This window comes from Sporosarcina aquimarina (assembly GCF_023715615.1).
Classification (GTDB): Bacteria; Bacillota; Bacilli; order Bacillales_A; family Planococcaceae; genus Sporosarcina; species Sporosarcina aquimarina_A.
Window position 1 is genome coordinate 520,779 of record NZ_JAMBOM010000001.1, and the last position, 26,257, is coordinate 547,035.

Below are 26,257 nucleotides of genomic sequence, written 5' to 3' on the forward strand. Positions count from 1 at the left end.
AATTATGTTCCAATTAAGTCCTAACAAACTAAAAAAAAGTGAGGGGAAATAAAAATGATTGATACTCATTTAAGAAATATACCTTTTTCTCCACCGGATGTAACAGATGTGGAGATTGATGAAGTTATAAAGGCGATGAAATCCGGTTGGATCACGACTGGACCTAGAACTAAAGAGTTTGAAAAAAGAATTGCTGAATATGTTGGTGTAAATAAAGCTGCGTGCTTAAACTCTGCTACAGCCTCTATGGAGCTTACTCTTCGTATTTTAGGAATAGGACCTGGGGATGAGGTTATCACCTCAGCCTACACCTATACGGCATCCGCATCAATTATTGAACATGTTGGAGCAAAAATTGTACTTGTCGATACAGCCCCAGACTCATTTGAAATGGATTATTCAAAACTTGCTGATGCAATTACTGAAAAGACAAAGGCTATAATACCTGTTGATATAGCTGGTAAGATGTGCGATTACGATGCCATTTACGAAATAGTAGAAAATAATAAGAGTTTGTTTAAACCTAATAATGAAGTACAAGGGTTATTTAGTAGAGTAATTGTTATGACGGACGCTGCTCATGCTTTTGGTGCTAAAAGAAAAGGGATGAAATGCGGACAAGTCGCTGATTTTACTTGCTTCTCTTTTCATGCAGTAAAGAATCTTACAACGGCTGAAGGTGGGGCAGTTGTATGGCGTAATGATATTGGGTTAGAAGATGAGTGGATTTATAAGCAATTCATGTTATATAGTCTGCATGGACAGTCTAAAGATGCGCTTGCCAAAACTCAAATAGGTGCATGGGAATACGATATTGTTTATCCAGCTTATAAGTGTAATATGACGGACATTATGTCTGGCTTAGGATTAATTCAGCTTAATAGATATGAAGATCTGATGGCAAGACGTAAAGAGATTATTGAGTTGTATGATAAAGCTCTTTTACCATTAGGTATTGAAAGTGTGCAACATTTTGGTAAGGACTTTGCTTCATCAGGTCATCTTTATTTAGTGAGGATACCCGGAATTAACGAAAAAGAGAGGAACGAAATAATCGTTAAAATGGCTGAGATGGGTGTTGCATGTAACGTCCATTATAAGCCATTACCAATGTTTACAGCTTATAAGAATTTAGGGTTTGATATTCACGAATACCCAAATGCTTATAAGCAATATGTAAATGAAGTCACACTTCCGCTTCATACTCTATTGAGTGATGAGGATGTAAAATATGTGGTTGAGAATTTTAAAAAAGTTCTAAGTGATGTTTAAGGTGGGTTACAAGATGTATAAGAACTTCTTTAAAAGAGTATTTGATTTTATCTTAGCTTTAGTAGCCCTGCCATTTTGGTTAATTATTCTAGTGATTATAGGGCCGATTATTTACTTTCAAGACAAAGGATCAATTTTTTACAATGCTCCACGGCTTGGTAAGGATGGAAAAGTATTTAAAATGTATAAATTCCGTTCCATGAAAATAAATGCTCCTGACCTAAGAAATGATGATGGATCAACTTTTAATTCAGAAGATGATCCTAGATTAACTAAGATCGGAAAGTTTATCCGTAAAACAAGTATTGATGAAACACCACAGTTGTTAAACATTATAAAGGGTGATATGAGTATTATTGGACCTAGACCTGACTTGCCAGAACATAGAAAACTATATAAAGATAATGAAGAATGTAAATTAGAAATCAGACCAGGTATAACGGGGTATAACCAAGCATATTTTAGAAATACTGTACCGTGGAAAGAGCGTATTCAAAACGATATTTTCTATATTGATAATTTATCATTGTGGCTTGATGTAAAAATATTTTTTAAAACAGCAGTGTCGGTTTTAAAGCGTGAAGATGTATATGTCAATGACAAAAGTACAAAAACAACTAGTAACAAAAGCGTAGGGATGTAGGAGGCGATATATATGAGTTATAAAAATAAAAAGGATGATATTTCCTTCTATAACTTGGAGTGGGACACAAAGTACTTTGATGTTACCTGTGCAAAAGTAATAATATATAGACCACTTGAACTTAAGGAATGGGAGCAACTTCTAGTTAGATTTAAAGACTATCAATTTATTTCTATAGAGAATCGAGATTCAGAACCTGTTAATTCACAGTTTATTGGAAGGGATACTTCAGCATTTTTGGCGGATGTAAATATTCAATTTGTAAAAAAAGTAGAAGGTAATTATGTAATACCAGGAAATATCACTGTACATCAAGGTTTTAAAAAAAATGACCAGATAGTGGATATGGCTGACTTTCAGTTTTCTAAGTTTACAGAAGATCCCCAATTGGCTAAACGTGGTGGGGATAAGGTATACCTTCAGTGGCTTATGAACTCTTTTGAGAAGTCAAATAAGTATTATGCCTTATCATGGGAACAACAAGGCCGATTAAACGGTTTTCTATTACACTCTTACTCAGAAAATGCCTGTGTCGTAGAGCTAATTGCTGCAGCCAAGTCTTCAACTAAAAGAGGTATTGGTTCAAGTTTATTCCGATCAGTTGAATACCATGCATTTCAACGAGGTATTAAGGAGATTAAAGTAGGCACCCAAGTGCGGAATATGGCTGCTATTAATTTTTATCATAAGGTTGGTTGTAAGCAGGTGGGGTGTCATCAAGTATACCATTTATGGAATATATAAAAATGTGAAATTGTAATTACTTCGGAGGTTTTAAATGAAAAAAATCTTAATTGTCTCAACAGTAAGTAGACAGTTTTATTTATTTGAACAGGGTAATATAGAAGTTTTAAAATCATTGGGGTTTGAAGTACATGCTGCTGCTAACTTTAGTGATGCAAATGAAAGGCTGGATTCTCTAGGTATTATTAGACACCCTTTTGATATTAATCGTTCCCCGTTTTCTCTAAAAAATATAAAAGCCTATAAGCAGCTTAAAGAGGTAATGAAATTTGGGCATTTCGATGCCATTCACTGTCATTCTCCTATGGGGGGCGTAATAGCAAGACTAGTTGCGAAGTCATTAGGAGTTACGCCTGTAATCTATACGGCACACGGTTTTCATTTTTATAAAGGTGCCCCATTTATTAACTGGGCAGTCTACTATACAGTGGAGAAATTTATGGCGAGATGTACAGATCATCTTATCACGATAAACCAAGAGGACTTTCAAAAAGCTAATGAATTTAAAGCAGGCAAAGTACATTATGTTCCAGGTATCGGTGTAGATACATCTAAGTTTAATGTTACAGTTTATAGCCGTGAGGAAAAGCGAACTGAATTAGAGATAGATAAAGATACAGTCGTATTGCTCTCTATTGGTGAGATGATTAAACGAAAAAATCATGAGACTGCATTAAGAGCATTGGAGAAACTGAAAGATGAAAGTTTCGTCTATTTAATCTGTGGTCGAGGAGAATTAGATAGCTATTTAAAGGACCTTACGGTTTCTTTAGGAATTCAAGAAAAAGTAAAATTCTTAGGTTACAGGAATGACATAAAAGAAATTTGTATTGCTTCTGATATTTTTATATTCCCCTCTTATCAAGAAGGATTACCTGTATCTGTTATGGAGGCCATGTCTGCAGGACTACCAATTGTCGCTTCTGAAATTCGAGGAAATACAGATTTAATTGAAAACGGTGTTGGCGGATACTTATTACATCCAGAGGATATTGGTGGATTTGCAGAAACTATTCAAAAGGTGGTAAAAGATAAGGAATTACGTAAATCAATGGGCGCAAAAAATAAAGATGAAGTGAAAAAATATGATATAAGTATTGTGAGAGAGAAAATGAGAGATATTTATCGCGGACTATAACACAATTTTAATAGGAAAAGGAAGACTATGAATGAGAGTTATATTTTTACGTTCTAATCCTGTAGATCCTGATTCTAGGGTAGAAAAAGAAGTGAATAGTCTTGTAAAAGCAGGATATGAAGTGGAAATTCTAGCATGGGATCGAAGTTCCAGATATACCCAAGAGGAAACGTTCTTAAAACTAGAATCTGGTAGTGTTAAAATTTATCGTTTTGGTATTCCAGCCTCTTATGGTGGTGGAATGCGAAAAAACTTGTGGCCATTGATGAAATTTCAAATAAGAGTTTTTAACTGGTTAGTTAAAAACAAAAAAAGATATGATATTATTCATGCCTGTGACTTTGACACTGCCTTTATATCAAGTAAAGTAGCAAAGCAACTGAAGAAAAAGTTCGTATATGATATTTTTGATTATTATGTCGATGCATTTGGTGTGCCGAAGAAAATGAAAAAGTACATTGTATATCAAGACCACCACATTATTAATACAGCGGATGCTGTAATTGTATGTACGGACAAAAGACGAGAGCAGATTGAAGGGACTAGCCCTATACGTTTAGCTGTAATTCATAATACACCAGCGGAACAAGGAGTTAACTTTCGAAAACTTAATTTAAATCCTAATAGGACAAAGTTAGTTTATGTTGGGATTCTAGGGAAAGGAAGATTTATTAGGGAAATCGTAGAAATAGTAAAAAGAAACCCTCAATATGAGTTTCATGTAGGTGGATTTGGAGAGTATGAGCAATATTTAGAGGAAGTAGCAAAGGAATGTGATAATATTTTTTTCTATGGAAAACTTCCATATCATAGAACTTTAGAATTAGAAAATAGTTGTGATATTATGATTGCTATTTATGACCCGCAGATACCAAATCATTATTATGCTGCACCGAATAAATTTTACGAATCTTTAATGTTAGGAAAGCCATTAATTATGGTGAAAAAAACTGGTATGGATGATTTAGTAGCTGAACATGATATTGGTAATATTATTGAATACAACATGGAAAGCTTAGAAGATGCTGTTGGGAATCTTGTGGTGCGGAAGTCTGAATGGGATAATATATCGACAAAAATGAAGAACTTGTATAAAGATAAATATAGTTGGGGTGAGATGGAAGTAAGGTTAATAAATCTTTACAAAGATTTATAAATGTTGATTTATTGTATCTTCACTTGCTTTATCATCTTGAACTTAAAGCCTTAAAGTGAGGAGACTTTTTAGTGAAAATATTATATGTGGTATCTAGACCGTTAGAGATTAACACGTCTGCTTCCATAAGAAATCGTGCGACAATCGAAGGTTTATTAAATTTAGGCCATGATGTAGATTTAATAACTACTGAGTTTGATAAAAACCATTCAAATTATGACAAGAGCTTATCAAACAGTAATCTAAATGTACGCTATTTTAAGCTGGGCGGTATACAGGAAATTGCAAAGTTCGGTAGAAAGTTTAAGGCAATTCAACCGTTAAAAAATATAGCTTACAAAGTAATTATGCTCTTCGAAATTTATGACAATCTTAAAGGGTTGGCAAACTATGCTACAAAGAATCACATGGATATTATGGATGGTAAGTACGATTTAATTATATCTTCTTCGGATCCTAAGTCTTCACATCTATTCGTTAGCAGAATGTATGAAAATGGTTTAGTTGATGAAACGCCGTGGATACAAATATGGGGTGATCCATTTTTATCAGATATTACAAGAAGCAGTAAAATGTTAAATTCAAGGATAAAAAAAGAAGAGAAAAAACTCTTGAAATATGCTAATAAGGTAATCTATGTATCAAAATTAACTTTATATGATCAAAAACAACTATATTCATACTATGCATCAAAGATGGTGTTTATACCAATTCCTTATGTGCAGAAAGAGATATATCCAAATAGTAATATTTGCGAAGAATCGTTAACATTTTTATATTGCGGTGATTATTCAACAAAAATTAGAGATATTAAACCTCTATATGAGGCAATTAAGCATTCTAAACATAAATTAATCATTTGTGGGTTAAGTGATATTATACTTGAGGATACAGACCGTATTAAAGTTTATCCAAGGGTATCCTTTAAAAAAACGAAAGATTTCGAAAGGAAATCAGATGTCTTAGTTCATTTAAGTAATAATAAAGGGACACAGATTCCGGGTAAAATTTATCAATATTCGGGCACCAATAAGTTAATCTTATTTATACTTGACGGGAAAAACGATGTATTGATAAAAACATTTAATAAGTATAATCGATATGTTTTTGCGAATAACAATAAGGTTGAAATTTTTGAAAAAGTTCTTCAAATAGAGAATAAAGAATTTGAAAACACCAAGTTTGTGGTGGAAGATTTTAGTCCCGAGAATATTGCAAATGAAATAATTAACATAAACGATAAGTGTTAAAAATGGAGTGTTTTTAATGGTAACTTCGCTAGTTATTCTTTTATATAGTTTATTACTACTTATAACAATATATAATTTAGTTAATCAATATAAACGGAAGAAAGTACTGAACGGCTTCATTTTTTTTCATGTTGCATTTATTTTGTATTATATTTTTATCCCCATTATAAGTCACATTTTCATAAAGTTAAATTCGGAAAGCTTAAATAGCTTTGTCTTGTGGATAAGTTTAACAACTTCATATGATGTATTCTATGCATTTTCTTATACAATTATTGCTTACTCAGTGTTTATATTTGTTTATAGAATAAGTATCACACCGAAAACTATATTACTAAGACAGGGACATATAAAGGAAGTCAATCTTTTGGGGAACAATAACCTTGATAATCAGATAACAGAAGAAAATAAAGTAGTATATAAATTTGCAGTTTTTACTGGAATTTCAACATTAGCTATTGGTATTTTTGCTGAGTTGCTCGTCGCTAATAGCCTTGGTGGTATCTTTACTGCACTTGCAATGGGAGATCAACTAAGAGCCTTTGGGAGTGACAGTTCAATCTTAATACCGCAAAATAGACTCTTTGCAATAGTATTAATGGTAAGTTCACTTGCTTCAACGTATTTTTTAGCTTATGCATCAAGAATAAAAAGAAGTTTCATCATGATGATTCTGTTTTTATTATCAATTTGTGCAAGTATTTTTTTTCTTCTTATTAACGCAGGGAGGTTAGGAGTAATACTTTTTGCTTTGACGTTTTTCATAGATTTTGCATTCAGGAAATCAAAACACCCATTTATTTATATGTTTGTGTTTTCTATAATTGGCTTCATTTTATTGGGTCTTTTAGATGATCTATTTTTCTATCTAAGTTATGGGTATATAAAAGAAAGTTCCTCAGATTTTGCTTCATTTATCAATGAATTTGCTTTTCCATATCTTAATTTACTAAATATACATCATATTAATGATTCTTATGGACTCAGAATGGGAGTTGATTATTTTACTTGGATCATCAATATTATTCCAACTTCTATACTAAGTATATTTGGATTAGCTAAAGTTACATCTGGTTATCATTTTATAACAGAATATTATATTGAAAATAATACCCACGGTGGAATTCCAACTGATATTTTAACATTAGGAATGAGACAGTTTGGTTTTATAGGTATAATAATTATCTCAACGATACTTGCGATTATTTGCAAGTATATGGACAAAGTGGTTGATAAGTTACATTCGAATGAGTTCTATTTCATTACATTAAGAATTGCTTTAATCATGTTTATTATCGTTCCTTATGCAGATTTAGATTCATTTGTACGTAATAGATATGACATGATAATGGTTCTAATGTTCGCAATCATAGTCAACTTAATTAGATTGAAGAGTAAAAGACATTACCTTAAAAGAAATACTAATTGATGGGAGATTACGGGGGAATGAGAATTTTTGTGCATCAAATATTTATTTTAGTTTCAAAGTTTATCATGCCCATTTTTTTTAATAAAGAATTTCTTAAAGGGCGTTGGTTTGAAAACAATATTGAAGGCTGGAAATGGTGCTGGAGGAGTTTATTGTTTCAAAAGATGCTGGGAATGAACAGACATGTTCCATTCCCAGTTTCACATAATAATATTATCGGAAAAATAGATAATATTTATTTTAATGTAAATGATATGAATAACTTTCAACACATGGGCTGTTATTTCCAAAACTGGAGTGGAGGAAAGATTATCATTGGGGAAGGAACATACATCGCACCTAATGTTGGGTTAATTACTGAAAATCATAATTTCTATCATTTGGATGCACATGATGAACCTAAGGACATCATTATCGGAAAGGATTGTTGGATAGGTATGAATGTAGTAATTTTACCCGGTGTCAAATTAGGAAACCACACCATTGTTGGTGCAGGTGCAGTTGTTACTAGGAGCTTTGAAGAAGGAAACTGTGTTATCGGTGGAGTTGCTGCTAAAAAAATTAAAGACTTAGAAAAGCAGTTGGTATCTAAATTAAATAATTAAAGTGTATTAATATATTTTGAAGTATTTATATGTTTAGAATAGAGGGGAAATATGAATACATTGAGAAAGAAGCTATTAGACTCTCAGTATTTTAAATATATTTATCAATTAACAATAGGTTCATTTCTTGCTCAAATCATAACTGTTATTGTAGCACCAATAATGACAAGACTTTATACACCAGAACAAATAGCTATATACACACTAATATTGACATTAGTAGCAATGTTTGGACCAGTTTTATGTGGGAAATATGACCAAGCGATTGTAGCCGAAGAAAATGAAAAACAAGTAATGCAATTAATCGTTGGAAGTCTAGTGTTTTCATTTGTTTTCCTGATATTTATTACGTTAGGCTTTAAGTATTATCTATCAATGAACCCGCAAATTACAGAAGAGGTAGGCGGATTTGCCTATCTAGTAATTGGGATATTATTTCTAACGGCGCTTGTAAATATCTTGACAGCTTATAACAATAGGCATAAAGAATATAAAACCATATCTTCGGTAATAGTTACTAGAACAATAGCACAAAATATTGGAATAGTGATCTTGGGTCTTCTAAAATCAGGATCAATAGGATTGTTAGTATCTCAATTATTAGGAATGTTAGTAGGGTTTAAAAGACAAGGAAAGCATTTATTCGAGAATAGAATTCAATTAAAGGATGTTAGTTTTAAGGGTATAAAAGAGTCATTAACAAAATATAGAAATTTGCCGATATTCTCGATGCCTGCACATTTTATTAATACGACTTCTTATTCTGTATTAAACTTTTTTATTATTGGATTATTTGGACTAGCGATATTTGGATTCTATTCAATTTCTTATAGAATACTAGGGCTACCTTTAAACTTAATAAGTATAAATGTTTCAAAGGTATTCTTCCAAAAGGCATCAGAAGAAAATCAATTGACAGGTAACTATAGTAAGTCATTAAAATTTGTAAGCCTCTTTCTTTTATGTCTGTCCATACCTATGGTTCTGATATTGATGATCTTAGGACCTTACGTATTTGAGGTAGTATTTGGAGATGGTTGGGATGTAGCTGGAGTTTTTGTACAAATACTTGCACCGATGTATGGCGTTAGGTTTATCGTGACCGCTTTAGCTCCTGCATTAATTATTTCAGGAAAACAAAAGGCAGAGTTTTATATGTCTAATTTATTTATCGTAGCATCGGTTGTTTCTTATACGATATGTAAGTTTAAGGGGTGGGATATTTATATATTCTTAACCTTAATTACGGTTACTTATTCAGTAATATATGCGATTTTCTATGTATACATTTATAAATTGAGTAAAGGAACAAAAGCGATACTACATATTTAAAGGAGGTTTACTAAAAATGAACATACTAGTAACCGGCGGTGCCGGATATATTGGCTCACATACGTGTATTGCCTTGTTACAAGCTGGGCATTCAGTCATTATTGCTGATAATCTTTCTAACAGTAAGAGTGAGACTGTTATGAAAGTCATGGATATAGCAGAAAAAGAAGTTACTTTTTACGAGATTGATGTAACAAATGCAGAAGCTGTTGATATTATTTTCAAAAATTATAAGATTGATGGAGTTATTCATTTTGCGGGCCTTAAAGCGGTTGGCGAGTCAGTAGAAAAACCACTAGAATATTATCACAATAACATTGTAAGTACCGTGGTTCTAACAAAAGCCTGTCATAAATATGGTGTTAATCGATTTGTCTTTAGCTCATCAGCAACAGTGTATGGGGAAAATAATGTACCATTTTTCGAGACAATGGACCTGCTACCAACGACTAATCCTTATGGTGAAACTAAAGCCATGAGTGAGCGTATTTTAACTGATATAACAAGGTCAAACCCTATCTTTTCCTTATCTATTCTTCGATATTTCAACCCAGTAGGAGCTCATGAGAGTGGATTAATTGGTGAGGCTCCAAATGGAATTCCAAATAATCTTATGCCATATGTAACTCAAGTAGCAAAAGGTAAACTTGAGAAATTACGTGTGTTTGGAAATGATTATCCAACGATAGATGGAACAGGTATAAGAGATTATATTCATGTAATGGATCTTGCTGAGGGCCATGTTGCTGCGTTAGAGAATCTTACTGAAGGTGTTCATGTTTATAATTTGGGAACTGGGAAAGGGACTAGTGTACTAGAGTTAGTAAAAGCTTTTGAAATAGCTAATGATATTAAAGTTTCTTATGAAATTGTCGATCGCAGAGCTGGAGATATAGCGTCGTATTACGCTGATACTTCTAAAGCAAAGAACGAACTCGGTTGGACTGCTAAGCGCGACATTGTGGCTATGTGCCGTGATGCATGGCGATTTGAGAAGAATTATAAAGATTTTGTGGAATCGAAATAAAGTAGTTACCCCCTGGGCTGTCTCATTTTGCAGCTTGGTGGGCTTATTTGTGTTATTCAAATATAGCAATACTTATTTCTAATATTACCCCGAATTTAATCAATATAAAAAGGCTTCCTTTAAACGGAATATCCAGACAATAATAAGATAACTTAGAGATTAATTGACAATAGGTACCTGGAACTCACGCAATTCAGACACTAATCTAATAATTTAAGGTGAGATAAATGGATGACCTTCGCTTGTGGTGTAATTAGTAGGTAAAAGTGAGCGTCAAATAGTCTTGTGAGATGTACCTGCACAATAACCTTTATAGTTGTTAGGACATTTACTATTTTCTGAAGTAATTAATTTTTGAAATCTAGACTTGATAGAACCCTTGTCACTTGGTTCTTTATTTCCTTGATCAGAAATCTTTCCAATTAATTGTAACCCTTTGAAAATGTGAATATATTTTATTTGGAATTATGACTGAAAAATCAAATGCCATTATTTGAAACTGCCTATGTACTAAAGTTTAACCCTGCCATTCGACAGCTCTAGTTGAATGTTAGGGTTTTTTTGTTATGGAGTGACAATTAATCTAAATCATGACAGGTAGATAAGGTGACGATAAAACACAGAATGAGTATTCTGTCAATACACTGGAGAAAAAGGGAATCTGACAACCAAATATAAGAAAAACCGAGAGTCGTTGACAATTTATGTAGACAGAACCTAAAACACTGACTATACTGAAAATACAGGAGGGGGATGAGTCAATGGTTGGGGGTGTTAAGACAAATATACCAGGAATGCAGTATTCACAATTCGGGCAAGAAGTGCTGGTCACGCAGATTCGGTTTGCGACGTTGGAAGCGATTTTTGAAGTGGATCAGCAAGTGCAACGGCAGCTGGATCCGCGTAAGCGCAGGGATATCCGGGATTTCATTTTGGAGAGTTTGGAAGAGGGGAAGCATTTCTTTTTCTCACCTTTCGTGTTCTCAAGCCGTCTGCAGATTGAGAAGACAGATGGGTCGTTTGAACTGACGGCAGGGAGTAAGCTATACATAATTGACGGTCAACATCGGAGTGCCGCTATGTCTTCTTCGCTGAGTCATTTGAAGTCTCAAAAGGAAGCTGCGGAGGAAGCAGGGGATTTCACAGATGCGGCGAAAATTGAGGCTAGAATTGGCCAACTGATGAATTATCCAGTGACGATGCAGGTCTATTTGGATTTGTCGAGGCAGGAAGAACGTCAAATGTTCACCGATTTGAATACGGAACGCTGTGAAGCGCATCCGGGGCTGCGCATGCAGTATGATCAGCGGGATGCGTATACGACATTGGTACGGAATGTTGCACAGGAGCTGCAGGAGCAAATGGACATTGAAATGGAATCTGTCCGTTTAACGGTGCAAAGTTCCAGACTTACGACGTTGACGGTGATGCGGAAATGTCTTATCTCCCTGTTTGAAGGTACGTTGAGTGAGAAAAAAGGGGATCCGTATTTCCGAAACTGCAAGCCGTCTGAGGTACCAATTGTGGCACAGGCGTTCTTTGAAACGTGGAAGGACATTTTCCCAAAGAGGATGAGGGTCCGTGAAAATTATGTGTGCACCAAAACAGGGATTCAAGTGGCACTTGCTCAGACGGCTCATACGTTGACCCGGGGGGAAGGGATTTCCTACAAAGAGGCGTTTGAATTGTTAAAGCTACTGAATAGGCAATGTACGTGGAAGCCGGATGATCCGGCATTTGAGCATATGTACGACAAAGCGAGTGGGCTCCTAAAAAATCATTCATCCACTACGAGCATCAAAAGGACGGTTATTCAGTTTCTGAAGATGATTGACGCTGAGAGGATGGGGATTGTGTGCTGACAGCGACCGTTTTCGAGAAAACACAGGGCATTGCGGTGTACCGACTGGATGAATTGATCGACAAGCTGGAAGAAGGTCATATTGAAACGCGGCACGAAAGTAAACATCAGGTGAAGATGATACGCCGATATATGCTGGACAACCTGGCAAGCGGACAAGTGTACTTCCCTCCGATTGTCGCTCATGTGGAGATCGGCTGTCTGGCTGGAGGTAGGCCAAATCGGTTTTCGGTCATAGACGGCACGCAGAGGCTGAGGGCCATGGGGCAGCTCAAGCCGTTCATCACCAGATTGATTAACAGCGATGATCCGGAAGAGCACAGCAAAGGTTACTTAATGAATAAGATGCTCAATAAGATCGAGATTGCGGTGCAGCTGTTCGAGGGGTTTACTAGGGAAGAAACCGATCAGCTTTTTATCGATTTGAATACTAAGGGCAAGAAAGTATCGCTGTCGAAGCGGATTGCCTATGACTCCCGCAATGAGCTGAATCGGACGACGAATCTTTTGGTCAAAACCCATGAAGGACTACAGAGAGCGGGTATTGAACAAGAAAAAATCTCCATCCGCCGGCCCCGGAACAAAAATTTTGTTTCCTTGTCCCAACTGCGTCGACTCGTCGGCTATTTCATGACAGGACAGGGGATTCATGCGAAGCCGACGATGCAGCAAGAGCTGATTGCAGACGCGGACGAGCATTTGGAAGTGATCGGTCTTTGGCTGGACGAACTATTTGTTCTTCAGCCCGCTGAAACCATAGGGAATTATGAGCAGTCCATGCTGGCGAACTTCACTTTGCTAGCTGCGGTTGCGGAGTATGTGTATTCCGGTCTACATGATGCCACGCTTGAACAGAAGAAGACTACGGTGAAGGACCGAATGAGTAGACTGAAGCAGATCGACTGGCAATCGGGCCATGAGCAATGGAAGCGATTTGAAGGGACTGAGCGCGGCAGAGAGAAGCTATACTACTTTAATCCGAACAAAGCGACCCATGCTGCGCTCGTTGCTTGGCTGCGCCTTGAAGGAGGTGAGTGATTGAGAAGAACAGAAGATACAAAAAATCCCCGAGTGTGAAAGTCCTGTCAGACCCACTCGGAGAGATCCACTGGGGTTAGCCAGCTTATTAGCTAGTATACCCCTTTTTTTAACGTATTTAAATAGGCACGTAAAAAAAGGAGGCAATAAACGATGGCTTACAACAAACATCTCATTTTAACGACTGAAGCAAGTATTATTTTTCCACACTACAGTGAAATCGGCGAACTGCAATCGAAGTACATGGAAGGGGATGACTATCACATCGTTTCAATGAAGCCGACGGACCTTATCGACCTGAATTTGCGCATGACCGGCACAAGCTTGAAAGGCGCAGTCGATGGAGCGCGTAACCTCCTTGGATCAGGCACCATGGCACCTGTTGTTATCAGTAAAAAGCATGCAATGTACTGGATTCCACTGACCTCATCGAAATCTCCTAAATGCATCTGGGTCTCCGTCGGGCATGTCCGCAAGTACGTACCCAATGGGCGTAACGGAGTGACGGTTTACTTGAAAAACGGCAGCGTCGTCAACCTCGCTTGTAGTTACAACCAATTCCGAAATCGCATGCAGCGGGCCTACACACTTCGTTGTCAAATTGAATCTCACTCGGACCACGTTCAAAGAGCGGGTGGGGCGTATGTGAAAACGTACTTCATCTGTCAGGAAGCTGGGGTGAATTATGATTGGAAAGAGGGACGACTCCTTACACCTAAGTGAACTATCTGTAGAGATGGAATTGAAGAAGTGTTACTATGCCTCTCGCCTTTTGGGCTGGGAGGCTTTTTTGTGGGGGACAGTATGATGAAACGTGAAAGCAACAACTATGAAAGGATTACAGGATTAGTTGCTTAAGGAAGAAAGTTATTGTACAAGGGGCTAATGAATAGAACACGAATAGACCGAATTAAGGGAGGAATTGAAACTAAGAGAGTAGTGACTAAGACGAGAAAGAATTATGAAGGAATGGGACGCAAAAAGTGATGGGAAAAGTATACGCCTGTGACGAGGGTGGAAAGGAGTAAGATTTATTGGAGATGGTGATTTGATATCTCTAATAATGCTTAAGACAATAGATTAGTCCTCGTTTTGGCCAATTTCTATCTCAACGTCGCTCGCAACTTCTCTGACACAACATGGATACATAGCTGACGACACTTGGTATAATGAGACTATTAATAATTAATACTGGAGTATACTAGAAGAAAAGCAAAGTCGTAAAAGAACAAGGTCTTAGTGATTTCTAAATGAGAGCTAATCGATAGGGTAAGAATTACATTAATACGGCAAGTGAGCGTCTTATTAAAGTTGAGTTCGGAGGCTTGAACGTTAGAAATCTAATTAACTTGAGAGGGGAGTCATTTTATTGGAGACAATTTTCATCACCATAGTATTAAGTATATTAATCCTAGTTATAATTTATTTGTTGGGCATTCGTAAAGTGGATAATAGAAAGAAAAGTTTGAATGTAGGGAAAGGTATGATTTCTCAAGAAAAGGATACATTACTAAAAGCATCGCAATCAAAAGATAGTGATGATCCCAAAATAAATTTAATCCCGTCGATTTATGAATTAGAAGAACAGGACAATATTGAAGTGAAATACGAAGAGTTCAGTCTTCCAATTACTATGAGGGATACATTAATTCAAACAGTGACAAGTGTTTATCCGATTTTTAAAGAGAAACATTCTTATAAAATCACATTTTCCCCTGAAGCAATAAAAGGCTTACGGGACGGAACTTTTACTTTGGTTGAGAGAAAAGATAGAAATGGTTTTCTTCCAATCTTGAATAATCGAGATACGAGTAAATTTGTTGAGCAAGGTGTTTTATATAAAGATGTATCTCCTTCACTTCTCATAAACGGAAGCATGAATTTATTAACTGCCGCTGTAGGTCAAAAACAATTAGCAAATATCCAAAAGTCATTAGATAGTATTGAACAAAAATTGGATACTTTGATGCTCAATAGAAAAAATGATTATATGGGAAGAATAAAGTCAAGGGAAATTTATTTTAGAGAGGTTATTAGAAGATCCGTTATGGGCGTTAGTACAATGAGAGGAGTAGAAGACATCCAAATTGAGTCTTCGTATGTCCAAACTTTAGAAGATATGTGCAAAGTTAATGAGGATCTCAAATCGATTGTAAGTAAAATTGAACTTATAAAAGAAAGTGAGAAAATTAGAAAATATAAAGTTGCGTCTTTTAATCAATCTATTGCCCCCTTAATAAAGGATTTTAATGAACTTCAACAAATTTTAGAATTGAATTTTAGATATATAAAAGAAAACTATGAACCATATCTATCATTAATTCGAAAATATGATCCTAGACAAATAGAAGATACTAGTTTAAAGGTGATTGAAGAAGAAAATGATCTTTTAATTCAAAGAGTTCATGAAAAGATTGAACGATTAAACCGTAACTATAAAATACATGTTGGAATAAATAAAAAAGAATATCATATGAAAAATATGGAGCAAATAAATGAGATAATTCCTAGAAGGCTAGAATACAATACCCCAATTAAAGAGATACCACCGAAAGAGGTAATTATGGGGGTAGATGAAACTGGAAAGGTTTTTGCTTATCTACCTCGATAAATGAATAGGTATGTACAGGTGATTAAAAATGTCATCTTAAAAGAGCTCTATCAAATCTAGAGTCTAGTAGTATAATTAATGACAAAAATTAACTAATGGTTTCCGGGCATACCAATTGAGTTTTGCTCCCTTATATGGAGAGTTTTAAAAAATGATGATTCAGTTATAGGCTGCAACGAGATGACTACGATATTATACCGGTCTCATCTTTTTTTCATCTGTTTCCGTGTACAGTTGTAATGCGCCGTGTAGCATCGGACATTTCTTTCAACTCTAATAGATTTTAGTTTGCTTATAGCCTGAGAGTATCAGTATCACTCTGTCATATTGTTCCTGCTGTTGGTTTTAACTCGAACGAGACTTCTCAGTTTAGTATTGCGAGACACATAAGCAAGTATTGGCCATAAATTGTCCAGACATTCTTACTGAAATGTTTATATGATACACTATTGTCAATTATAAGAATTTTAGATTTCGGATGAAACTAATACTTTTTATTACTAAAAATCGTCGTCTGTGAAAAGTCTGCCTATATACTGTAAAATACGAACGCCGTTCAGAATCGCTATTTAGTTGCTATGTGCGCAGACAGAGCTTGCATGAAGCTCACCTATTAGTACTGCAAGGGAAGGGGATGTGAAGGATGGACAAGGTTATTGATCTGCATCTATCATTTATGGAGCGCATGGTTGAAGAGGGAGATGTACTAAGGGAATTAGAAAAAGAGGGCATTCGCGTATTATCAGGGTTTACGGAGCAACAAGCACTTGTCCGCTCGTATTACCGAAAGTTTTATGGAGAAGCGGGCTCACGAATTGTATTTTGTGGCATTAATCCGGGAAGGTTTGGGGCGGGGAAAACAGGTATTCCGTTTATCGACTTTCACGCACTGGACCATTTAATGCCTGGATTTGAAATACAGCATAAAGAGAAGAAGGAGAAAAGTGCACAATTCATTCTTTCGATAATTGAAAGGTATGGGGCCAAGGATTTTTATAATGCGGTATATATGACGAATGTCTCCTGGTATGGCTTTCAACGTGATCGTAAAAACTTGAATTATTATGACTTGCCTCATCATCTACGTCATCTTTTCACGACATCATTCTTGCACGAAATGGAGATTGTCCAACCTACAGTTATTGTTCCATTGAGCAAAGAAGTGGAACAGACACTGCGTCAAATGGCAACTGATGGGCTACTGGATTACCCGATTGCTGAGCGACTTTCACATCCATATCACTGTTCTTTTACGTCGAATATTGTGGAGTCCAGTGAGCTCTATTGTAAGGCCATCGAACAACATACGGTATTGCAGCGCAAAGAGGATTCTTTGGTATTCGAGGTGGAACCATTAGTCCCTGTAACGGTTGAAAAGTCTGATCCAGTAACAGTTCGCCTAGATACAATGGGGTTTAAACAATATTTATTGAAACGCCATGAAGTTAATCCTGCTTATAAACCACTCAGTGAAAGTTCTGTCAAACAATATCACAATCGTCTTGAAAACATGTTCAAACGGGGCATCTATAACGGAGAGCTAGAAATCACTCCTGAAATAGAGCATAAGATTGACCTTAAATATAAGGATACATCTAGGAAATATCCACTGACGATTCGGTATTATATTGAGTATATGGAAAGTAAGGAAATCACCAAGAAAAGCTGTAATTCTTTTCCTTGGGAATCGTTGGACTTATAGTGGGTCTTCATAATGAGACACATAATAGCTCTTACATTCAAAAGGAATACAAGAGCTATTATGATTAAAAGGGCTGCTGTACACCTCGCAAATCGTACACCATTCAGAATTGTTCCAAATTTGAGTCGTACCAGGGCAACGCTATTCGTGCACAGGCAAAGATCTCTAGTGTTGCATCAAAAGCTCTGCACATGCAACGTACATTTCAGACACTGATCAAATAATCTAGAACTAGTATATCAGTTGTTCCTATCGATGTTCTATAGAAGTTAGAGCGGATGGGCGGTTGACACTCCCTTGGGAAAGGGGGTGTTACATGGTGACTTTATGAAGCATTGACCATGTTATTCCAAATTGGAATGTTCCTTGCTGCAATTGCAACAGCCATTGTTGCGATGATTGCTCTATACACCAACAGAAAAAAAGTAACCATCCACCGCAAACGACTAAGTAAGCAGGGTGATTACTCTTAACACCTTTGTCCAACTGGTCAACCGCACTTCATGCGGATGTCAGCTGCATTGACTGGATGTTAGCGCACCCGGTCTTTTTTCAGTATACGCACAGTTATCACATTCAATCAAAGAATACGCCGAAATGGATGAGCACCCCGCAATTCATACAATAATCAGATAATTAGATATCCTTCTAGCCAGTCAATTGCTGAGAAGGCATGTTTTTCTTTTGTGGCTTTTGTGGATATTAGTAATGATTCCTGTTAGTCATGTTTGCGGAGTTCCAGATTTGAAAGTCCGTTTTCTTCAAACTCCTTTTCATATTCTCCTTCAACTTCAAAGTATTTCATCATCGCTTCATCCTGCGTAGCATATGTTTTTCCTTCCTTTGCGAGATCCCGTTTTGCAAGTCGGCTTGAAAGTTCCTGCCAGAATACTTCATTGTCGTTTTCGTCAATAATTGGCTGCAGACGTTGTTCGTATTCTTGAGTGGGGAAGTGAGCGTCCATCTCTTTATCAAATGGAACAAGGTCTTGTACGCCGAAGTCTTTAGCGAATGAGCAGATGTATTGGAAAAATGCATCGTACTCTGAATCTCTTTCATCGTAATCTTTAGCAGAGTTGGCTGTCCATTCGCCCAAATAGACTAGATCCAGAAGGTGTTTATATTGTTTCTTTGTGAAGTTGATTTTCATAACTGATTCTTCTCCTCAATTCGTTTTCCATTATAGTATCATAGTTTAGGTGGCGGAGAGGTGTTAGCCTGTTAGTGATCGCTTCCTGTGCACCACACTATTTAAAATTGCTCTGGATTTGTGTCTTGCATAGGCAACGATAGGAGACATGTATAAACAAACAGCCATCAGAACATTCCGGTGGCTGTTTGTTTTATTTGAATCTCTAAAGAATCCTAACTGTGCACTGTAAAAATTGGAAACCTTCTGGAATTTCACTGGAGTTGTATTGTACACAGGTAACATCTTCACAATTTAACTAATACATCTTTATTTACTTGCCATTCTTCTTACCTGAAGAAAGACCGATTTCATGAAGTGTTGGTGCAACACCATCCCATTCAATCTTAATTTCAAAGACATTTTTAGATTTAGCTGTGCTAAACACATTCAAAGATTTAGCTAGCGTACCAACTTTAGCCCAACCTTTTTCGGTTCTTATTGAAACAACTGCATTCGAAATAGTGGAAGGGTTTTGGTTTACAGTAAACTTATTGATATCGGTTCTATCAGAAAGTTTATAGACCAGGCTACCACTCTTAGGTGCATTTACATCTGGTTTAAATGCTGTGTTTAATTTACCGTCAATCATGTTAGCTGGTTCAAATTTAGCTTCAGCAGATGGTCTAACCTCAAATGTAACATCTTTATTGGAATATTGGACTTCTAAATTTGTAATATCAAATTTAACTGCATGTTTTATGTTATTGATTACACGGATATACCTTGCATTTATAACTTTTGTTAAATCCTTTACTTCAGTCCATTCAACACCATTGATGGATGTTTCTAGCGTTAATTGTTCATTGTTTGTAACATCAGCAATGATCGATGTTACTTCTTTAATTTTGTTAAGTTTGATACCAACATATTGACCTTTGGCTAATTTAATGCCTTTTACATTCGCAAGAGTCGCGTTAGAAGGGAAGATATCTACTTCGTTTGCTGCTAATTTTTTAGCGTTTGTATATACGTCTCTTTTAATATGATCCGCATCATCCTTGTTGATGGATAACTCACGAACAGAAATCCAGTTATTCTTAAGTTCACCTGTTGGAATTACTCTTACATGTTTAGCCTTAAAATTTAAGTCATCAATAACGATTTTTTGCGTATTTGGACCATATATTTTCCCGTCTACGTCTTTCCACTTTTTCCCGTTCATGGAATATTGGAATTTAACATAGTTAAATGAGTCACCAGCACCTGGCTCACCCTGTTCAAAAGTAATGCTATGAACGTCTGTTACTTTATTTAATTCTACCGCAACATAGTCATCTGCCTTCGCACCGCGGCGTACCCACATCGTAGATAATCTATCAGTACCACCATCTACGATATTTTGAATATGTCCCCAATATAAGTTTGGTCCCATGTTTGTGTAAGGGAAGAGTACTAATCCATTCATATCTGGATTGTTTTTTTGATTAAACTTTTCGCTTAGTAATCTTGATAAGTCATTAATGAAAGGTACTAAATATTTTGTTCCTGGCTCTGGTCTAGTTTGACCATTATTGATGGCTGGAACTCTATGAGATTTTGAAGCGGTATATTCATTTTCACCTTGAACATAGTACTTCATGGCCTCATCATAATTACCTTTTTCGAAAGCTACTGCTGCATTTATATAGGCAATTGTTGACTCGGCTTCATCTCTTAAAGAATCGACCCAACCTTTAATTTCTGTCTTTAATAGTTCATTTTCAGATTTCTGTGCGAAGCTATTTGTATCATCTACAATCTTTCCATATTCTTTTAACAGGTACTTGCTATCTTTTTTAATGGGCTTTCCAGCAAATAATTTTTTTGTGAAATCTCTTATATATGGAGCTAACTCTTCTGACTCTTCTAAAGCTAAACCATGCCAGTTTGGAGCTGGATCACTCATATGTTTTGCAAATGTGTGTAACTCTTCTGCTGCATCGGGTTCAATGTACTTGAAAGAATCCGCCCAGCTTTTGTCCATGTCGAATCCTGCTCGATTCCAACCGAAGTCTGCGATTGCAAATAGAGCTACTTTTGAGGATTGAGCTTCTTGCATGGGGTTCGTTACAATACCACGGAAGTTGGTAACTGAAGGATCTAGCATTTCACCTTTACCCATTAATAACCTCTTATTGTTGATATCATTAACTGGCCAGTTTAACCACATGAATGGCTCACGACCAACTGCTTCCTCAAAGAAATCAAACGTTTCTTTATTTACATCACCAAGAACTACGTCACCTGTCCACATAATTTCAGTAGATTTAGGCATTTGTCCGATTGTATTTAAATATTCGTTATTAACATCGCCACCTGCAGACTCTTTTGTATATACCTTAGGAACGAAGATAAAGCTATATACATCGCCTTTCGATACGCGCCACTCTTCTAAATCGTTCATTAATCTAACTTGGTCTGCTGCTTCTCCTTCTGCTGCATCATCGCCAAGTACACCAAATTGACGCACACCAACATCATATAATTGCTCGAACTTAGCAATGATTGTTGCTAAATCTTCTTGATAGTTTGCTTCATCCTCAAATTGAATTGCATTGTGTAAGAATGGATGAATCGTCCAAATGAATTTGTTCTTAGTAGCAGCTCCAACCTCAACCAAATCTTTAATTTCAGTTAACTTTTCAGCGGGGTAGGGCTCTCTCCATTTAAGACTGTGATACTCATCATCTTTTGGTGCGAAGATGTAAGCATTCATCTTAAAGTCTCCACCAAATTCCATTAAGCTCTTACGGTTTTCATTGCTCCAAGGAATACCATAATATCCTTCGATGAATCCACGCCAATGACCATCTGAATAATCTTTTATTAATAGATTTTTAATTTTAGAGTCTTCTAATTGCTTGAAAATCAGTTTTAAAGTTGTAATTCCGTAGAAAGCAGAATCTGTATCTTTACCTAAGACAGCGATTACGTTTTCACGAACAGATAGGATATGAGAATCGTTTTCTTTGAAATGAGCTTCATCATCTAACCCTTTTGTATCGAAGTACTTATCAACGATTTCGCCTGAGTTGTGGATCCCAACAATAACGTTTGTTTTTCCTTCTTGAATTTCTGTACCGACTGTATGGTTAATATTTTTAATGGCTAACACTTCGTTTAAACGATTTTTTGTTGCTTCATCCAATCCACTCTCAAAGACAACGTTTATATCTGAACCTAAGTCAAGATTTCCTTTGTTGTATACAATACTTTGAGGAATTGGATAGATTTCATAACCTTTCTTATCTTTTGCTTTTGCCGGGATACTAACTTTTTTACTCGTTTCCTTTTTTACTTCATCTGCTTGTACAATAAAGCTAGTTGGTAGTAATGAAATTAACATTACCAAAGACATCATAATTACTAATAAAGAATTTTTCTTTTTTCTAGATAAATGCATGTGAATTCCCCTTTACTATTTAAAATAGTTTACGTTTCTTCTTCGAAAAGGCTATGCCTCTTCACCACGCAATTAAAATACTATTCGCAATTATTATGAATTACAATAGGTACCTGGACCCCGCACGATTCAGACGCTAATCTAACAATTTAAACGAGATACATGGATGACTTTCACTTGTTATGTAAGTAGTAGGTAAAAGTGAGCGTCGAATAGGCTGATGAAATAAAAAAATCGCGTGCCTGTGTACCACACAATACAGACATTAGTCTGATAATTCGAGAACAGTAAACGAGTAGGAATCACCCAGTAATAGATCGTGCTGGAGGATTTTTTTTGCCTGTGCACCTTACAATTTGAACACTATTCATAAATTTCCTGGAGTTGTGTCGTACGCAGGCATAGCTTTTTGCGAAAAAGATTGCATCCAGATCGATGGCACTCATGAATTCTTCGTATTGTCGGGGAGATTCCCTCTCATCAAAGTATTTGATGCTAAATAGACTCTGCCGTCGTATCAAGGTCAAAGCGAGTACCTCCAGTATGTTGGGATGGTTTAGTTGACTACCATTCTATTAGACTTGGGGAGATACTACTTTTTATGTCTCAAAATCCTTGGTGTATAAGGGCTGAGAATTATGAAATACACTCACATAAGTTCAAAATGAAAACAGACGAAATTTAAGGCATTCTATCATCAGATAAGATAGAATGCCTATTAAATGCTTTTCGCTAATATTGCAATTGTTATTCAGTTGGTGCAGTGTTTGTTTGAAAAGAATGTGATTTTCTTGTAGCTAGACTGATGACAAACATCAAGATAATGTTCGTAAACAGTGCGATAATTCCGATGTTTAAGTCTTGTATGACACTCGGAAGGCTGGGGAATAATTGCGCCATTGTTGTTTTGGAGAAAGTGACATATATGACAATGGCTACGCCTGTAAACATCCCGAAGCCAGCTCCGAATTTGTTAACAGTATTCGTTTTCCTCAGACTCAAGTATAAAGAAGGTGCCATCTGTGTAATTAGACTGAAAGAAGTCAAATACAAAGTGGCGAGAGTTTCACTGCCACTCATTGAAAAGAATGCGCATACTAAGGAAAGCAGTACGACGAAGCCTTTTGCAGTCAGGGATTTACTTTTTTCGGAAATCGTTGGTTTCAGCGGTTCGATGACATTAGTGGTAATCATGGTTGCTGCTGACATGAGCATCATAGAACCGGGTACGAGGGTGGCCAGCAAACCTGTTGCTCCGATAATGCCAACAAACCAAGGATTGAATGTTTTCATGGACAATTCCAACAAGGCGAAATCTCCGTTCTTAAGCCCTGGTAGTTCTACAATTGCAGTGAAACCAACAAAGTAAATGAATAAAACCATTATTGCATAAAGCGGCAAAAGAACAGCGTTCAACCGAAAGGATTTTGCACTTTTGGAAGCATAAATGGTTGGTGCGTTATGGGGCCACATGAAATAAGCAAACGCACTGATAGCAACCGTTGAGACAAACCAGGAGACACTCATGCCTTTGGAAGGGAGAGTAAGCGCTTCTGGTTTTACTTCCTTGACTGCTTGAAACAGACCATGAAAACTTCCATGATAATGGATTGGTAAATAAATACCTAAAAATAAAATGACAAAGAATATTAAGATATCTTTTACGACAGATGTCCAGGCAGAACCGTGAATGCCGGACGCCATTACGTATGCTAGTAATGCAAACATACCAATCCAAATAGCAACCGTTGGAGAAATGGCCCCGTACGAAGTCGTTGCGACTAGGATACCCATGGATTTGAACAAAATCGTAATGTATGGAATCAATGCGACCACGCCGATTAAGGCTACAAATACACCGAGTCCTTTACTGTTGTATTTTACAGAGAAAAACTGGGATTGGGACACAATATTTTTCTCTTTCGCGTATTTCCAGATAGGAGGCAAAATCCAGTAGGAGGTAATAGTGCCCAATGCCGTAAAAGCCAGTAAATAAAAAGCAGCTGCTCCGTTGTTAAATGCCAATCCACTTGTTCCGAGTAGAGTAAACACTGAATAAGTCTCACCTGCAAGGAGTAAGAAAATGAAGATTCCGCCAAACCCCCTGCCCCCGATGGCCCACTGCTCCATGCTCATATCTTTCCCGCGTTTCGCAAGCAGTCCGAGTGTAATACTTAATACTAGGAATACAATTATTATCAGCAATGAGATATTCAATCTTCTTCACTCCCTTTATTTAAAGGATCTAATTGATAGATTGTAAACATAATGATGGAACAGAGAACTGACCAAAGGATTATCCAGAATAAGAAGAAGGGGAGACCCAAAACGTAAGGTTCTACCTTATTGACAAAAGCAGCGCCTCCTAATATTGCTATAAAAGGGAGGACAGCTAGCAGATAATAGGGTTTCATCAAATCACCTGAACTTTCTAATTGTAGTAATGCAAACGCTTTCTTCTTAGGAGAAAGAAAAGAAACTCTTTTAGGAGCTCTTTTCTATTATTTTTCTTATTTTGCTGCCGAACCTGGTACGAATTTTCCGTAACCCGGCTCTTTTTTTACGTTCTCGCCATCATATACCTCTTCACCGCGTACAATTGTTGAAATGACTTTTCCGTTCAATTTCTGCCCATTAAACGGAGTCAGCTTTGAATGTGAGCGGAAGCTTTCCTGGTCAACAATTGTTGTTTGCGCAGGATCGACAACTGTAAAGTCAGCATCGTAGCCTTCGCTGATTTTACCTTTACCGGGAATGGAAAAGACTTCTGCTGGATGGGTAGACATTAAATCGGCAAATTGATTTGCTGTTAAGCGTCCTTTCGCCACTGTGCTATTAAACATAAGTGGTGTCATGACTTCAACACCGGGCAGGCCAGAAGACGCGAGGAAGATATTATCGTTGCCTTTTGCTTTATGTTCAGATCCCCAAGGGGCATGGTCGGAAGAAATTAGATTGATATTTCCATCCTCCAGGTGATTCCATAGCCCGGCCACTTCTTCTTTTTCACGGAGAGGAGGATTGTTTTTCGCTATCGGTCCTAACTTGTCCAAATCGTCTACATCCAACAGTAGATAAGGATAGCAAGTTTCACAAGTAACATTTACCCCCTGTTGTTTAAAGTTTTGAATCAAATCGATTGTGCGCGGATGGCTGACATGAACGATATGAAGCTTTACATTCGTCCAATATGCAAATTCCATCAATTTTAGGACTGCACTAGTTTCCGTTAGCGGCGGACGGGTTTCGTTATGAGCCTTCGGATATACTTTTCCTTCATTTTGATAAGTGTCAATCATATCTACAATAATCTCATCATTTTCCGAGTGGAAAGCGGCACGTAATCCGGTTTGTTCAATGAGTTCCATCGCTTTTAGGATTTCTGGATCAGGAATCCGGGGGAAACGGTATTCGTCTGTTTCAAATGTAGACATTTTGAATGCGATGGCGCCTGCTTCCGCCATTGGGATTACTTGGTCTGTTCCATTCGTTTTGGAAATCGTTCCCCAGAGACAGATATCCACGACCGCCTCCTTTTCCAGCTGTTCCACTTTCTTTTTAAAGATATCGACATTATTGATTGGATTCGGCAAGTCATAAGGCATGTCCATAAAAGTCGTTATTCCACCGGCTGCAGCAGATGAGCTTGTCGTGATAAAGCCTTCCGCCGGGTTGCTGAAGCAGTGCACATGCACGTCAATCATTCCTGGGAATACATATGCTTGACCGAAGTCCTGGACGTCGTCTGCTGTCAGTTTGCCTGAACCTTCGTGGATAGCGACTATTTTACCGTTTTTGATGCCGACTTCCCCTTGTATGGTTCGGTTTGGCAATACTAGGTGTCCTTGAATGATGCGGTCTAATTTTTGATTCAA

At 36.8% G+C, this 26,257-nt stretch carries 20 protein-coding genes; 15 read left to right on the top strand and 5 right to left on the bottom strand.

Annotated features, from left to right (window positions below; translation table 11 throughout):
• Window positions 1-54: 54 nt before the first annotated feature.
• The 15 genes from M3197_RS02345 to M3197_RS02415 all read left to right on the top strand — a co-directional run bounded on the left by M3197_RS02345 (window position 55) and on the right by M3197_RS02415 (window position 17,808).
• Window positions 55-1,272, top strand: a complete 1,218-nt coding sequence (locus M3197_RS02345) for a DegT/DnrJ/EryC1/StrS family aminotransferase (RefSeq protein WP_251658400.1) — start codon at window positions 55-57, stop codon at window positions 1,270-1,272.
• 13 nt (window positions 1,273-1,285) lie between these two features.
• On the top strand, window positions 1,286-1,915 hold the full coding sequence (locus M3197_RS02350; RefSeq protein ID WP_251658401.1) for a sugar transferase: 630 nt from the start codon (window positions 1,286-1,288) through the stop codon (window positions 1,913-1,915).
• Between the two features lie 12 nt (window positions 1,916-1,927).
• Window positions 1,928-2,659, top strand: coding sequence for a GNAT family N-acetyltransferase (locus M3197_RS02355; RefSeq protein ID WP_251658402.1), 732 nt, complete (start codon window positions 1,928-1,930; stop codon window positions 2,657-2,659).
• Window positions 2,660-2,693: 34 nt separating this feature from the next.
• Complete coding sequence (locus M3197_RS02360; protein ID WP_251658403.1) at window positions 2,694-3,797, top strand: glycosyltransferase family 4 protein; 1,104 nt, start codon at window positions 2,694-2,696, stop codon at window positions 3,795-3,797.
• Window positions 3,798-3,828: 31 nt separating this feature from the next.
• Window positions 3,829-4,953 carry a glycosyltransferase family 4 protein gene (locus M3197_RS02365; protein WP_251658404.1) on the top strand — a complete coding sequence of 375 codons (1,125 nt, stop codon included), beginning with the start codon at window positions 3,829-3,831 and terminating at the stop codon, window positions 4,951-4,953.
• 71 nt (window positions 4,954-5,024) lie between these two features.
• Complete coding sequence (locus tag M3197_RS02370; protein WP_251658405.1) at window positions 5,025-6,203, top strand: glycosyltransferase family protein; 1,179 nt, start codon at window positions 5,025-5,027, stop codon at window positions 6,201-6,203.
• Window positions 6,204-6,570: 367 nt separating this feature from the next.
• Window positions 6,571-7,632: a hypothetical protein gene (locus M3197_RS02375; protein ID WP_251658406.1), complete on the top strand. Its 1,062-nt coding sequence runs from the start codon at window positions 6,571-6,573 to the stop codon at window positions 7,630-7,632.
• Window positions 7,633-7,649: 17 nt separating this feature from the next.
• A complete protein-coding gene (locus M3197_RS02380; RefSeq protein WP_251658407.1) occupies window positions 7,650-8,237 on the top strand; it encodes an acyltransferase in 588 nt (195 codons plus the stop codon).
• Window positions 8,238-8,288: 51 nt separating this feature from the next.
• Window positions 8,289-9,569 (top strand): lipopolysaccharide biosynthesis protein, encoded by a 1,281-nt coding sequence (locus tag M3197_RS02385; protein ID WP_251658408.1) that lies wholly within the window; start codon window positions 8,289-8,291, stop codon window positions 9,567-9,569.
• A 16-nt stretch (window positions 9,570-9,585) separates the two neighbouring features.
• Window positions 9,586-10,596, top strand: coding sequence for a UDP-glucose 4-epimerase GalE (gene galE / locus M3197_RS02390; protein ID WP_251658409.1), 1,011 nt, complete (start codon window positions 9,586-9,588; stop codon window positions 10,594-10,596).
• A 761-nt stretch (window positions 10,597-11,357) separates the two neighbouring features.
• The gene (locus M3197_RS02395; protein ID WP_251658410.1) at window positions 11,358-12,458 is read left to right on the top strand and encodes a DNA sulfur modification protein DndB; all 1,101 of its coding nucleotides are present in this window, start codon (window positions 11,358-11,360) and stop codon (window positions 12,456-12,458) included.
• Window positions 12,452-13,495 (top strand): DNA sulfur modification protein DndB, encoded by a 1,044-nt coding sequence (locus tag M3197_RS02400; RefSeq protein ID WP_251658411.1) that lies wholly within the window; start codon window positions 12,452-12,454, stop codon window positions 13,493-13,495. Before M3197_RS02395 ends, M3197_RS02400 begins: the two co-directional genes overlap by 7 nt.
• A gap of 153 nt (window positions 13,496-13,648) precedes the next feature.
• The gene (locus tag M3197_RS02405; protein ID WP_251658412.1) at window positions 13,649-14,218 is read left to right on the top strand and encodes a competence protein ComK; all 570 of its coding nucleotides are present in this window, start codon (window positions 13,649-13,651) and stop codon (window positions 14,216-14,218) included.
• 646 nt (window positions 14,219-14,864) lie between these two features.
• Window positions 14,865-16,106 carry a hypothetical protein gene (locus tag M3197_RS02410; RefSeq protein ID WP_251658413.1) on the top strand — a complete coding sequence of 414 codons (1,242 nt, stop codon included), beginning with the start codon at window positions 14,865-14,867 and terminating at the stop codon, window positions 16,104-16,106.
• A 643-nt stretch (window positions 16,107-16,749) separates the two neighbouring features.
• A complete protein-coding gene (locus M3197_RS02415) occupies window positions 16,750-17,808 on the top strand; it encodes a uracil-DNA glycosylase family protein (protein ID WP_251658414.1) in 1,059 nt (352 codons plus the stop codon).
• A gap of 718 nt (window positions 17,809-18,526) precedes the next feature.
• On the opposite strand, the gene M3197_RS02425 is transcribed toward M3197_RS02415, so the two are convergent.
• The 5 genes from M3197_RS02425 to M3197_RS02445 form a co-directional block, all read right to left on the bottom strand.
• Entirely contained in the window at window positions 18,527-18,958 is a 432-nt protein-coding gene (locus tag M3197_RS02425) for a hypothetical protein (protein ID WP_251658415.1), read from the bottom strand.
• A 313-nt stretch (window positions 18,959-19,271) separates the two neighbouring features.
• On the bottom strand, window positions 19,272-22,382 hold the full coding sequence (locus M3197_RS02430) for a glycoside hydrolase family 84 protein (RefSeq protein ID WP_285851048.1): 3,111 nt from the start codon (window positions 22,380-22,382) through the stop codon (window positions 19,272-19,274).
• Window positions 22,383-23,129: 747 nt separating this feature from the next.
• Entirely contained in the window at window positions 23,130-24,599 is a 1,470-nt protein-coding gene (locus tag M3197_RS02435; RefSeq protein WP_251658416.1) for a sodium:solute symporter family protein, read from the bottom strand.
• Window positions 24,596-24,796 carry a DUF3311 domain-containing protein gene (locus M3197_RS02440; RefSeq protein ID WP_025785878.1) on the bottom strand — a complete coding sequence of 67 codons (201 nt, stop codon included), beginning with the start codon at window positions 24,794-24,796 and terminating at the stop codon, window positions 24,596-24,598. Before M3197_RS02440 ends, M3197_RS02435 begins: the two co-directional genes overlap by 4 nt.
• A gap of 96 nt (window positions 24,797-24,892) precedes the next feature.
• Window positions 24,893-26,257, bottom strand: a complete 1,365-nt coding sequence (locus M3197_RS02445; protein ID WP_251658417.1) for a hydantoin-5-propionate amidohydrolase — start codon at window positions 26,255-26,257, stop codon at window positions 24,893-24,895.

Excerpts from the sequence above, each read along its gene's own strand:
- M3197_RS02365 (WP_251658404.1), top strand. The coding sequence starts at position 3,829 with ATGAGAGTTATATTTTTACGTTCTAATCCTGTAGATCCTGATTCTAGG.
- M3197_RS02440 (WP_025785878.1), bottom strand. The coding sequence starts at position 24,796 with ATGAAACCCTATTATCTGCTAGCTGTCCTCCCTTTTATAGCAATATTA.
- M3197_RS02405 (WP_251658412.1), top strand. The coding sequence starts at position 13,649 with ATGGCTTACAACAAACATCTCATTTTAACGACTGAAGCAAGTATTATT.
- M3197_RS02430 (WP_285851048.1), bottom strand. The coding sequence starts at position 22,382 with ATGCATTTATCTAGAAAAAAGAAAAATTCTTTATTAGTAATTATGATG.
- M3197_RS02350 (WP_251658401.1), top strand. The coding sequence starts at position 1,286 with ATGTATAAGAACTTCTTTAAAAGAGTATTTGATTTTATCTTAGCTTTA.
- M3197_RS02355 (WP_251658402.1), top strand. The coding sequence starts at position 1,928 with ATGAGTTATAAAAATAAAAAGGATGATATTTCCTTCTATAACTTGGAG.
- M3197_RS02385 (WP_251658408.1), top strand. The coding sequence starts at position 8,289 with ATGAATACATTGAGAAAGAAGCTATTAGACTCTCAGTATTTTAAATAT.
- M3197_RS02380 (WP_251658407.1), top strand. The coding sequence starts at position 7,650 with ATGAGAATTTTTGTGCATCAAATATTTATTTTAGTTTCAAAGTTTATC.
- M3197_RS02425 (WP_251658415.1), bottom strand. The coding sequence starts at position 18,958 with ATGAAAATCAACTTCACAAAGAAACAATATAAACACCTTCTGGATCTA.
- galE (WP_251658409.1), top strand. The coding sequence starts at position 9,586 with ATGAACATACTAGTAACCGGCGGTGCCGGATATATTGGCTCACATACG.
- M3197_RS02395 (WP_251658410.1), top strand. The coding sequence starts at position 11,358 with ATGGTTGGGGGTGTTAAGACAAATATACCAGGAATGCAGTATTCACAA.
- M3197_RS02360 (WP_251658403.1), top strand. The coding sequence starts at position 2,694 with ATGAAAAAAATCTTAATTGTCTCAACAGTAAGTAGACAGTTTTATTTA.
- M3197_RS02415 (WP_251658414.1), top strand. The coding sequence starts at position 16,750 with ATGGACAAGGTTATTGATCTGCATCTATCATTTATGGAGCGCATGGTT.
- M3197_RS02345 (WP_251658400.1), top strand. The coding sequence starts at position 55 with ATGATTGATACTCATTTAAGAAATATACCTTTTTCTCCACCGGATGTA.